The organism is Streptomyces sp. NPDC007162, from assembly GCF_040634175.1.
Classification (GTDB): domain Bacteria; phylum Actinomycetota; class Actinomycetes; order Streptomycetales; family Streptomycetaceae; genus Streptomyces.
In genome coordinates this window covers 1-11575 of record NZ_JBEYFC010000277.1, presented here as the reverse complement: position 1 = coordinate 11575, position 11575 = coordinate 1, and the positions used below count along the sequence as shown (strand labels likewise).

At 66.8% G+C, this 11575-nt stretch carries 10 protein-coding genes and 2 pseudogenes; 5 read left to right on the top strand and 7 right to left on the bottom strand.

Annotation, left to right across the window (positions count from 1 at the left end):
* Positions 1–334: 334 nt before the first annotated feature.
* The 3 genes and pseudogenes from ABZ646_RS27950 (at position 335) to ABZ646_RS27940 (ending at position 2854) form a co-directional block, all read left to right on the top strand.
* Complete coding sequence (locus tag ABZ646_RS27950; RefSeq protein ID WP_360524466.1) at positions 335–823, top strand: hypothetical protein; 489 nt, start codon at positions 335–337, stop codon at positions 821–823.
* Positions 824–902: 79 nt separating this feature from the next.
* Positions 903–1597: pseudogene (locus tag ABZ646_RS27945) on the top strand (hypothetical protein).
* A gap of 174 nt (positions 1598–1771) precedes the next feature.
* Positions 1772–2854, top strand: coding sequence for a hypothetical protein (locus tag ABZ646_RS27940; protein ID WP_360524463.1), 1083 nt, complete (start codon positions 1772–1774; stop codon positions 2852–2854).
* A 150-nt stretch (positions 2855–3004) separates the two neighbouring features.
* On the opposite strand, the gene ABZ646_RS27935 is transcribed toward ABZ646_RS27940, so the two are convergent.
* From ABZ646_RS27935 to ABZ646_RS27905, 7 genes are all read right to left on the bottom strand, one after another.
* Positions 3005–3826, bottom strand: a complete 822-nt coding sequence (locus ABZ646_RS27935; protein ID WP_360524460.1) for a DUF317 domain-containing protein — start codon at positions 3824–3826, stop codon at positions 3005–3007.
* A gap of 15 nt (positions 3827–3841) precedes the next feature.
* Entirely contained in the window at positions 3842–4132 is a 291-nt protein-coding gene (locus ABZ646_RS27930; protein WP_360524457.1) for a hypothetical protein, read from the bottom strand.
* Positions 4133–4236: 104 nt separating this feature from the next.
* On the bottom strand, positions 4237–4590 hold the full coding sequence (locus ABZ646_RS27925) for a DUF317 domain-containing protein (RefSeq protein ID WP_360524454.1): 354 nt from the start codon (positions 4588–4590) through the stop codon (positions 4237–4239).
* 633 nt (positions 4591–5223) lie between these two features.
* Positions 5224–5592 (bottom strand): hypothetical protein, encoded by a 369-nt coding sequence (locus ABZ646_RS27920; protein ID WP_360524451.1) that lies wholly within the window; start codon positions 5590–5592, stop codon positions 5224–5226.
* Positions 5593–5639: 47 nt separating this feature from the next.
* Positions 5640–6071, bottom strand: a complete 432-nt coding sequence (locus tag ABZ646_RS27915) for a hypothetical protein (RefSeq protein ID WP_360524448.1) — start codon at positions 6069–6071, stop codon at positions 5640–5642.
* A 38-nt stretch (positions 6072–6109) separates the two neighbouring features.
* The gene (locus ABZ646_RS27910; RefSeq protein ID WP_360524445.1) at positions 6110–6802 is read right to left on the bottom strand and encodes a hypothetical protein; all 693 of its coding nucleotides are present in this window, start codon (positions 6800–6802) and stop codon (positions 6110–6112) included.
* Positions 6803–6847: 45 nt separating this feature from the next.
* Positions 6848–7765: a hypothetical protein gene (locus ABZ646_RS27905; protein WP_360524442.1), complete on the bottom strand. Its 918-nt coding sequence runs from the start codon at positions 7763–7765 to the stop codon at positions 6848–6850.
* Between the two features lie 192 nt (positions 7766–7957).
* On the opposite strand from ABZ646_RS27905, the gene ABZ646_RS27900 reads away from it, so the two are divergent.
* Together ABZ646_RS27900 and ABZ646_RS27895 are read left to right on the top strand one after the other, a co-directional pair.
* On the top strand, positions 7958–10990 hold the full coding sequence (locus ABZ646_RS27900) for a Tn3 family transposase (protein WP_360524439.1): 3033 nt from the start codon (positions 7958–7960) through the stop codon (positions 10988–10990).
* 391 nt (positions 10991–11381) lie between these two features.
* Positions 11382–11575, top strand: a pseudogene (locus ABZ646_RS27895) (IS256 family transposase); the annotation flags it as partial.

Below are 11575 nucleotides of genomic sequence, written 5' to 3'. Positions count from 1 at the left end.
GTGCTGCTGGCCTCGAACCGCAACCCGTTCGAGCCGTACGTGCTGATGCTCCGGCGAACCAGGTCCGATGCGGAGGCTGTAGGCATCGGTTGCCCGCAGGACAGACGGGCACGGCCCAGGTTGGGTGCGCCGAGCCCGTAGGCGTCCACGAGCTGAGCGCCCGGAGAGAAACGAGGGGGCGGGCCCATCGTGGCACCGCCGTCTCGCCATGGAACCAACTGCCGTCGCCAACTCGTCATCCGGGCAGCCGAGACGCCTGAATATCCCGGCTGAGCTGGGCGAAGACGACTGTGGACTTTGTGAATTGAAACCGCTGGGGGCATGAGTCACGATCATGAAACGCGCAGGACGAGGTGCCGAGATCGAGGAGGACGCCAGGGTGTTTCACCGGATACGCCGCCGGGCCAAGGAGCTGAGCGAGACTGAGAGGCAGTTCGCCGAGCTTCACGCGCGGCTGCAGGGCCAGGTCCCGCCCGGCTTCGGAGTGCCGGCGCCTGAGCCGGAGCCCGCCAAGCCGGCCGCCGTCGTGGACGACTTCCTCCCGCCCGAGTTGCGCGTGCCGAGCCACGACCAGGTTGACGGCAAGATGATGCCCTGGAAGCAGCCCCTCGTCCTCGACGGCGAGATGGCCGCCTGCGCCGAGTGCGGCGCGTACCGGGACTGGCTCATCCTCTCCACTCATGGCGACATCTGGCTGCGCTGCCGGGCAGGCCACCAGCAGCGGGAGACCCGCATCGACACCGCCTGGTACAACCGGCACTCCGGACCGGCGGACGCGACGCACGCCACGTTCGAGGACTGCCTGCGCCACCTCGGACACTGACCACCACTCCTACGACCCCACCGGGCCCACGGGCCCGCACTGACCACCCGTCACCTAGCACCAAGGGGTCAGTTCCGTCATGCGCGTTCGCGTCGCCACCACCGCCTTCGGCATCACCGCCGCCCTCCTCGCCCTGCCCGCCTGCTCCACCGACACCACCGGGGACCAGCACAGCCCCCCTCTGTTACCCGGACAGGAAAGCCGTCCAACGGCGTCCGGGAGACGGCCGCCCTCTCCTCGGCCGCGCTCAAGTCCCGCCTGCTCGACCAGAGCGACCTCGGCAGCGGCTACCTGCCCAAGCCACAGCGTCCGGCCCAGCACGACGATGTCACCGTCATCGGCTGCCCGGCCCTGAGCGAACTGGGCGGCAACGCGGCGACCGTCGGCACGCTCGCCTTCCCCCACAAGGCGAAGGCGGACTTCACCTACGGAGGCAGCTCCTCCGAGATTTCCGAGGAGCTGTACAGCGACAGCGCGAAGAGGCTGTCCGACGGTGTCGCCCGGATCTTCGGCGCCATGACCGGATGCCCGACCTATCAGGTCGTCGCGGGCGGCACGCCGGTCGACGTGGCCTCGCAAAAGCTGTCCCCGCCCCGCGCGCTCGGTGACGAGCAGGGGAGCCAGCTTCTGACGTTCACCGCGGCAGGACAGAGCACCGTGGTCAAACAGACCGCGATCCGCGACGGCAGCCTGCTGCTGATCGTCTCCGGCTCCCCGGCCCTCGTGGACCGCCACCTCGGCAAGGCCCTCAGCAAGGCCGCGTCAGCCAGCTGACCTACCCGCCTGCCCCCGCGCTGCTGCCTCCGACCGCTGCCATGAGGATGCTGTTGGCGTAGGCGGAGCCTGCGTGATCCTCTACCTGCAGCCGGCGGCCGCGGAGATGCTGCGTCCGGCAGGCCCGGACGCGGCACCTCTTTGGTGTTCAGGTCAGCACGGGGAGGCGGACAGGTGGACCAGAGAGAGCAATTCGCGGACCAGCCCGCCGGCCAACGTGGCGGAAGCGGCATAGAACGCCGCCTGCCCGAGGCCCTGGACAAGACAGCGGCGTGCGCGTCGCCGCTTAGGCAGCTTTCGGGGCCCGAATCTCGATGTAAGTTCGGCGCCATGAACGGGAATCGGATCACCACGTGGGTCGAGGGAACCTCGGCCGATCTGGTCGCCGACGCGCACGCCTTGGGCGTGATGAAAGCCAGTCCCAGGATGGTGACCTCCTGGGTCGAGGACGGGATGCTCGCGAACCCCGAACCGCGCAAGACCAGCGCGCACGGCAGCGACCCGCGGGTCTTCCCGCCGGAGCAACGCGAGCTGTTCACCAGACTCCTGGAGGCTCGTGAGCGCTCCCCACTGGGGCGCATCCCGCAACGCTCCCTGATCCGAATCGTGCTGTACCTGTGGCTGATCGACGACACGATCGTTCTCACCCCCCAGGCACGCCGAGCCTGGCGCACCCACGCGCGCGCCACCGGCCAGACAACCGCCGTCCGGCGCAGCGAAAACGTCCGTGCCATCGTCGAGCAACTCGCCCACCCCTCAGCCACCCTCAAGCAGCGTCGCGCCGCCCAGCTCGTCCTGGAGGAAGGTGAGCGGACCGGGCGGATCGACATCAACAGGCTGACTGCGGTCCTCACCGAGCTGTACTCGCCCTGGCCCTTCCTCCAGCCCGGCATGCCAAGGATCGAACGAGCCCCTCCCGGCCCCTTCGGGCCCGTCCCTGTCCAGCACCACATCGCCATGTGGAAGGCCCGCCAGCAGACGATCAGCCTCCTCCGGCGGGAAGAGATCGACGAAACCGAGCTCGACCGGGTGCGCGCCGTCTACCGGCCGATGTGGGCCGACTACCAGGCGCGTCGACCCGCTATGGCGACCATTGGCGCCGACGAGTTCGCGTCCTACTTCGCTGAGCCCGACACCATGGAGGGGCGCGCCATCGAGGCCGTCGATGCGTTCGTGTCGACGCTCGCCGGCGAACTTGGGCACATCGAAGCCGCGTCCCACGCCGCCGAGACGGCACGCCTCAAACTGGCTCGCTGACGGTCCCCGAAGCCAGTCGGCCCATCCCCGCTGAGGAATCATTCCGGGCGTCGAAGATCCAACGGCCACTCCACCCGAGAAGCAGGAAAGCCCGGCACCCCCAAGTGAGAGGGTGCCGGACTGCAATCGTCGCGAGATACCAGCGGGAGGCTAGATGGCCGGCGCTCGCAGGAGCCTGTCGCGGGTGGCCTCGGGCAGCACTCGACGCAAGACCGGTGCGGTCGAGCTGAGGGAGGCGGCGAAGGCAGCGACGAGATCGTGCGGGACGCTGGCGGCAAACGATGCCGCCCACAGACACGGTGCGCCGAGCGCGGGCTCGGCCCACGCCTGCCATCCGGCGGGCCCCGTCTCGTCGGCCTCGGCGGTCAGAAGCTGCGGGTCGGCGTCCTGAATGAGGGGCGGGACCTCGCCGAGGCTGATGTGCGAGGTGAACGTCGGGTCCGTCGCTGCCGCCTGGGGCTGGTCGATGTCGCGGAACCATCCGTGGGCGGCGACGGCGTCAACAACCAGCTCGGATCCAGCGAGCGGCACGGCAGGCTGGCCGTGGGCATCGAGCGCTACGACGAAGTCGACCACCGCCTCGCCGGGGACGTCGGGGGTGAAGTAGGCCGACCACTGGGCGAGCGGGCTGCTCGCCTCGGCTCGGGCGGAGACCTGCCAGGCGATCGGCAGCTCACCTAGGTGGAACGGCTCGTCCGCCAGGCCCCACTGCGCCCACCGCAGGGCGTCGGGGCTGATGTGCAGGACGGTGCTGCGCAGGACCTGGCGGTCCTCCGGCGCCTCGTCCGGCTCGTGCCGTCCGCGGACGATCGTCAGGCTCGTCCAGCCCAGGCCGGCGAGCGTGTCGGCGACGACGTCGTAGAGGCGCCCATCGTCACCGGCCAGATGTCGAGGGCCCACCCAGAACACGGGCTGGCCGCCGCGAGGGGTGAACGAGTCGGGCGGGAAGTCCGGGTACAGAGGCGCCTCCAAGGGCTCGGTGCGGATCTAGTTGCCGCCGGCGCGGCGGCGGGGGCGGCGCGGAGGTGCCTGGACGGGACCCTGCCACGTCAGCTCGATGGCGACCTCCGGTGGCAGATGGCTGAGTTGTGCGTCCTGGTCACGTCCTTCGGCGAGGTAGACGACGGTCCGGCCGGTCTCGTCGACCGACTGCAGGACCTGCGCCAAGCGGTGGGCCATCGGGAAGAACGGGTTCATCGCCTGGCGGACCGGAGCATTCGGGTCGCAGGCGGACAGCAGGTCGATGAGATCGCCGACGGTCATCTCCGGGGACGTCACGAATAGCCTCCTGGGGTACGGGAAAACGGGTGCGGTGGAGCGGGCTGCCGTTCGGCCGGCCTGCTCACTCACAGGGCGGGCACTATCTGGCGGTGTCCGCGCTGTCAGAGGCGGCGCGAGGTCTCCAGCACGCGTTCTACGGCGGCCGCGACGATGTCGGCCGGCGTCTCGGTGTCGAACGACACCTGGTAGCCGCGTACCTTGGCGGTTCCGGTGACCGCAATCTTCCATCCCTCGCCGTCCGTGCCGGGGCGGCCAAGCGGGAACCAGCCGAGGTAGAACCTGCCGTCCTTGCTGCTGACGTGCACGTCCGCGCGGTCATCCACGATCAGGTGGAATTCCTCCGCGGAGAACTGGTCCATGACCAGCGTTGGCTGGCCGGGGCCGAGCTGCCATTCGCGAAGCCGCAGGGCTTCGACAGTAGTAGAGAAACCAGGGCCCACAGACGCTACGGTCACAGGCGATTACCTCTCTGACCTGGGGTTTCCTGCAAGGTCATCTACGTTGACATCCCTTGCGAACGTTGGCCAGTCCTTCCGTGATCTTTCCTGTCTGCCCCCGGCGAACTGCTGTTCTGCCTCAGCGGAGTTAGCCTTCCTCATGCCGCAGACGTTGCTGGGCTGGATCCAGTGAGGCGCTTGTTGCGACAGGGCAAAAGCCACATGTTTGGTGCACATTCCCTCGCCGAGCACCGAACCCGTTTACAGCTAGCGGCGCCGCACAGGGAGCCCCCCTCCCCGGGCCGGTGTCTCGTAGGCGCCAACCTTGAGAGCGGTTCTAGCCACTTTCAGGAACAGGCTGTGCTGGCCGTGGTAGGTACCAGACAGCCTGGTTCGAGCCGCCATCTGTTGGCCCCGGTCTCTTCGTACCGTGCCAAGCCAGACTGGTTCTGGGGCATGGTCGTACAGGAGAGACTCATGACTGCACCACCGGCGCCCAGGAGGGCTCCGCCGAACGCCGCTCCCGCAGCGAATAAGCCGAGCAGGAACTCGCTGTTCACACGTCCTCCAACTCGTCACGAAGGCCCGGGAGATACCACGGATGACCATGCTGATCATTTGAGATTCGGTCGATGCGCTCTACCTCAGCAGTCAGGCGATGTCGAGCGGGTGGTGAACCGCGAACGCTCGCGATATCACGCCTCGGTACGGCGAGTCGAATATCGAGTGCGGTCGAGGTGCCCCTTGTCCGACGGGGTAGAAGCCCATAATGCGATAACGGGCGCGGTTGTGCCAGACTTTGAATTCCATGACCCAGGATTCGGCCAGGTCATCCACAACGGTCAGTGCAGGGTGGGTGCCAACGGTGGGCCGGTACAGGGGTATGGCCACTGGAACCGGGCATTCACCGAACGGAGAGTCGGCATAGAAGTCCCTGGCTGTCACCATATGTTCCGCGAGCGCACCGGTCACGTGGTATTCGGCCGGTACCTTCTGGAGGAGACCGTCCAACTCGATCACGATGGTGCGTTGGTGATTTCCCGTCCGCGCGTGGGGTGGCTCCAAGGTCACTGGGGCATGGCCAAGTACGAAGGGAGCGGGATGTCGTAGCGCATCCAAGAGCGCACGGCTGCAGCGGTATGGGATCTGCCGGAACCGAGAGCGTGGTATCCGTCAAAGATCCAGCCCGTCACTTCCAGGAAGGTGCCGCGGCCCGTGCTCAGGTCCAGTTCCGTGTTGAGGAAGGCGGGCCGCTTGGCCACTGCGAAGCCCTGCCAGGCTCGGTCCCAGCGGAATAGTGTGCCGAACTCCAGGTCGTCCCACACCAGGAGGCGGTTGCGCGCGCGTGCCGCTCGGCAGTCGAGAATCCAGAGGTCTGCGTGGGCCTCCCGGCCGGTGACTTCAACCGGAGCAAGCGGATGGGCCTGGATCTCTGCCCGCTTGCCGCAGCGCAGCAGGCAGTCCGCTCTGCGGTTCCCGAGTGGAATCTCGGTGGCCACACCCCAGTGCTTGACCTCTTTGTGCCACGTGGACTCAGTCACAGGGCGCCCGCATACCGGAGGAGTTCGGCGTCTTCGTCGTCCAGGCCAAGGGCCTGGGCTCCGACCTCGGCGATGTAGTCGGCGAGGTTGAAGATGCCGGGGATGCTGTCGATTCCGACGACGAGCCGGTCGTAGCGCTTAAAGAGGGCAAGGATGCGGTTTCCGCGGGCCCTGTGCTCCTTGGCTCCTTGGGCGAATTCCTTGGCCGCACTGTCAAGCCGGTCCGCTTCCATGAAGTCTCGTTCGGCAAGAGGAGGCAGCACTTCCATGATGCGGTCGAGGTCTTCCAGCACGAGTTGCTGGGCCGACTTCTCCGTCAGCTCGCCGCCCTCGCCGATCAGGACCTTCGCCACGACCTTTTCGTCGTCGGATCCAGCACCGTGCGAGCCGAGAACCGTAGCGTCGCCGGGGCCCGATGCTCCGGTTCCGCGGTTCGGCCCCATCGCGGTGGTGCCGCCCTGCGTGGGGCCGGCCGGACCAGCGAGAGCGGCGATACGAAGTTCCTTGCAGACCTTGTTGAACGAGGTGGTGCACATCGATTTCACGGCGCGGTCAAACACCGGGCGGTATTCGGCAGAGAGCACGTTGATCTTCGACTGGACGACGCTCTGCATCCGGGCGAGCTGCTCGACTTCGCTCCCACCCTGGCGGATGCACCGGAGAGCCTCCCGGTCGAGGACGTCGCGCACGGTATTGGGGTAGCGGCCAGCGGCACTGGGGAGAGACACGGGTTTCTACTTTCCGGAGAGGAGTCGGATCGTACGGGGGCGCTTCTCCAAGACGCGGCCGGCCCAGGAAACGACCGAGTCACGGATGGATTCGACGGACTGCCACACGTCGGGGTCGTCGACGTCCGCGAAATCGTCTGGCCCCAGCAGGAGGATTTCTCTGCACTTATGGGCCAGGCCGAAGTAGCGGATGGTCCAGTCGGCACGCGGATCGCGTTCGTCGTCGCCGATCAGCTCGTTGACCAGCTCTTCGTCCGGATCCGGCACGGGGCGCATCTGCTCGCGCACGTACCGGGCGACCTCCTGGTCCTGGAGGACCTCACGCACGGTCGGCTCCCGCAAGATGGACAGGACCGCTTCCGGGGTTTTGGTCAGTTCCGCAACGACAGCCTCCCGCACCCCTGCACGGCCGAGCTGAGCGACGATCTCGCCGGGCGTCTCCGTACCGCAGGCCGCTCCGACCGCCAAGCCGAGAGCCCGGCAGTACTCCCCGGCGTCGAGTACGGCCGGCCATCCCGCCCGCTCGGCGCCGGCGAGCCGCTCGAGCAGCAGCCCGACACGACGCGCGCGCTCGGCCGGGTCGGTTACGCAGGCTGCGACCACGCACTTCCACGGCACGTGAACGGATGATGTGGCGAGACGCTCACGAAGTTCCGCGCCCGCCAACCACGTGACGCGCTGGTAGCGCTCAAGCGTGTCGGCCGCGTAGCCGAGTTGGCGTGCCAGCGGTTCCAGGGCACTGCTCACCGCCAGGCTGGACTGCTCAGCGATCTCGGCGCACACGTCGCCGAGTCCGAAGCGCGCCACAAGCTGCACCCGCGTTGCCTGGATGTCCTGCTCCGCGAACCGTCTCGCGCGTTTGAGCTGATCGTCGGTGTAGCCGGGATCTGCGCTACCGCCCGGCTCGATCCACACGTTCTCCATGGCCGAGGACGGTAGAACCCCGCACCGTCAGATGCCGCCGCAAGCCACTCGAACAGCCGCCCAAAAAGCGGGTCGACGACCAAGATCTCAAAAATGTGCCCTAAGGCCGATCACCCCCGAAGTCCGGTTTGACCCGGCCCAGTCGACGCCCTGAATCTGCCCCGCGTGACAATCCGATCGTCAGGAGAGGCAATGCTCAGCGCAGAGGAGCGGCAGGAGTTGAGCGCGGGGTATCCCTCGTTCGTCGATGGAATCCCGGAGAGCGACTGGCCCCGTCTCCGGCTCGGCGAGGAGGACCAGCGGCTGATCCGGGGCAAGCGGGGCGAGCACAGCCGGCTCGGCCTGGGCGTGCAGCTGATGGTCCTGCGCTTCCTGGGCCGTTTCGAGACCGATGTGGAGAGGATCCCCGAGGACCTGGTGCTGCATGTGGGCGAGCAACTAGGCATCTCCGACCCGCTCGCCAAGATCAGCCTGTACGGGAAGAACGGCGACACCGTTCGAAACCACGTAAGAGAGATCAGGCAGGCGCACGGCTGGACTTCCTTCGTGGAGGGCGAGGCCAAGCTCGTCGCCTGGTTGGAAGACCGGCTGAAGTACTCCACGGACGGTCCGAAGGCGATGACGCTCCAAGCCGTGGTCTGGCTCCGCGAGCAGCGTGTGCTACTCCCCAGGTACTCGACGCTGCGTGATCTGGTGACGCTCTGCCGGGGTAGAGCCGAAGACGCTGTGTCGAAGGCGCTCGTCTCCATGCTGAACCGTCAACAGATTCGCATCATCGACTGGTTGATGGAGGTGCCCACCGGCGAGCGCACCAGTCGTCTGGACGGCCTGCGCCGCGGCGTCGGCGTGCCCTCGTGGGACAACTTCGTGAAGGCCCTGTCACGCGCGGACGAGATCCGCGCTCTCGGGTTCGTCCATGTGGATGTCTCGTCCATCCCCGAACGCAGGTTGGCGCAGCTCGCCGATCACGCCTTGACCGAGCGGGTACCGCGCCTGAAGGAGCAGACGGGTCGGCGGGCTGCGGTGCTGGCGGCTATCAAGCGCCTGGAGACGCGCGCTCTGGATGACGCCATCGACATGCTCGACAAGCTGATCAGCGAGCGCTTTATCGCCAAACCCAAGAGGTGGGCCGATTCGGCCCTCGTCGACGCCTACCCGAAGTTCGCCCCTGACGGCACCCTGACCGCACAGGCACTGCTCGCCGTCCTGGAATCCGTGGCGGAAGTCGTCGACCACGACAGCGGTGAGATCACCGACCCTGTCACCGACACCGACTCCACGCGCGCCGCACTGGAGACGGTCGCCGACCGGGACACTCTCCTCCGGGCGGCCAAGAACCTCCTGGAGTACATGCCGGCCCGGGACTCCGACACCCATGAGGCTCGGCGCGCCAAGGCACTGGAAAGGTTCCGAGACGTACGTACGCTCGTACCCGTCCTTGTCGACAGGGTCCGCTTCGGCGCAAGTCCCGCAGGCCAGGGCGCACTGACCGCTCTCCACGCGTTGCCATCTCTCCTGGATCGCGAGGACGTCCGCCTTGATGACATCGACTCCACGTTGGTGAAAGGCTCCTGGAAGCGCCTCGTGGACGGTGGAGCCGAACAGCCCGACGGCGCGGTGAACCTGCCGGCATACGCCCTGTGTGTGGTGGAGACCTTCCACCGGCATCTGTGCAAACGAGAGATCTTCGTTCAGGGCTGCTCCCATTGGGGAGACCTGCTCGCGCGACTCCTGTCAGACGAGGTCTGGGCCCAGGCCCGGCCCAGCCTGCTCACCAGCTTGGATCTACCCGAAGACCCCACCGCCTACCTCGATCGCGCTGCCCGAAGCCTGCACGCCGACCTCACCAGAGTTGCCTCCCGCATGCCCAAGGGTGCTCAAATCACGCTTGGAAACGGCGACTTGGCCTTGCCGAAGGGACGACCACCGCGTCCATCGAGCCTGAGTCGCCAAGTGGAGAAGATGCTCCCCAAGGTAGAGCTGCCCCAAGTAGTGCTGGACGTGCTGAGCCGGACCGGCGCGATCGCTGCGTTCACCACCCGTAACGGCAACCCTTCCCCCTACCCGGAATTCGAGCTGTCCGTAGCCGCCGTGATGGTTGGATACGGCTGCAACATCGGCCTCGAAGCCGTCGCGAACGACGAAAAGGACGCCCTCAAACTCGACCGCCTCACCAGCATCAGCCGCGAATACTTCCGCTCTGATGTAATCGAGGCATGCACCACCCTCATGCTCCGCGCAGAGACCGACGCACTCACCACCCTGCAGTCGAACGGTGAGCGCCTCGCCTCCGTGGACGGCCACCGCTTCGTCATCCCCACACCACAACCCGGCCTGCTCATCGCACCCGAAGGCAATTCCGAGGTCACCTGGCTGACCATGCTGACCGAGCAGGCCGTCCAGCTGTCCGGGCGCATGGTCAGCGGCCGGCCAAGCGCCGCTCTGGAGGCACTCAACACACTCACGACGTACCGGGACCACCCCGACGTCCCGGACAGCCGACGCCCCGAAGCCATCGTCGCCGAGGCCGGAACGCACGAGGACCTCGTCTTCGGCCTTCTGACCCTCTCCGGCTACTCCTACCAGCCCGCCCCGCACCAGATCAACGACGCCAGGCTATGGCGCATCGACAGGTCAGCAGACTACGGACCTCTCCAGGGCGCAACACGTCGGCAGATCGACCTTTCGCAGATCGCCGCGCACTGGGAGGACATCCTGCGAGTGATCGGCTCGATCCACCACGGCGTCGTCAGCGCACACGACGCGCTTCGAATCCTGACCCGCAACGGCCAGCCCACCGACCTTGGATCAGCGATCGTCTCCTTCGGACGCATCGCCAAAACACGCCACCTGCTCCGCCTCAATGACAACCCCGAGTACCGGCGCGGGATCGAAGCACAGAGCAGGCTGCACAAGGAACGCTCCGACCTCGCCCGGCGTATCTGCCACGGCATCGACGGCCCCTTCCCCGACTACTACCCCGGTCTAGAAAACCGGCTCGGCGTTCTCGGCCTCGTCCTCAACACCGTGGCCCTCTTCAATACGGTCTACATCCAGAAGATCGTCGAGAAGATGGGCGCCCAGGGCCGGGTCATCTCTCACAGCGACCTGCGCCAACTCTCTCGGATGATGTACAGCCACATCAACATGCGCGGCCGATTCCACTTTGAGTCGCCCACCGAAACAACGTTCGAAATCCCGGACCTTGAACCGGATCCCACCTGAAGTCCACCGGCTCCACTAGTGGAGCCGGCCCAGAGAACCACTGAGCATCGAGCCTCTCCGCCTCACACCGAAGCCGGTACCCCTCCGAGGTGCCGGCTTCCTCCTTGCCCGCCACTGCCACCTTCACCAACCCGTGGAGGGAACTCCCTCTCGCTCCGACAGGTCGTCAATTTCGTCGACACCACAGCGAAATGGAACTCCCGCCCTGCGGCCCATCCATGCCAGCCATAGCTCTGAACAGGCCAGATACTCCTTAACTCGCAATTTTAAGATCTTGGTCGCCGGAGGCTGCCGCAGGGCGTCCCGGGGGTCGGAACCTCGCTGGATCGGGCCACCCAGCCGAGGGTCTGTACGGTGAGCGGTGTAACTCCCGAGCTGGAAGCGACAGTTGATGACTGACGTGACGAGTGACACCGAGGCCGGGAAGGCCGCTGTGAGTGGGGCAAGTGCCGTCGATGACGGGCTGGTCGCCGAGCTGGTTGCCCGGGCCCAGGCCGGTGGCGTGAAGCTCACCGGGGAGGGTGGCCTCCTGCAGCAGCTGACCAAACGGGTGCTGGAGTCCGCTCTGGAGGGCGAGCTCACGGA

Coding starts and splice junctions, on each gene's coding strand:
- ABZ646_RS27900 (WP_360524439.1), top strand. CDS start 7,958: ATGCTCAGCGCAGAGGAGCGGCAGGAGTTGAGCGCGGGGTATCCCTCG.
- ABZ646_RS27950 (WP_360524466.1), top strand. CDS start 335: ATGAAACGCGCAGGACGAGGTGCCGAGATCGAGGAGGACGCCAGGGTG.
- ABZ646_RS27905 (WP_360524442.1), bottom strand. CDS start 7,765: ATGGAGAACGTGTGGATCGAGCCGGGCGGTAGCGCAGATCCCGGCTAC.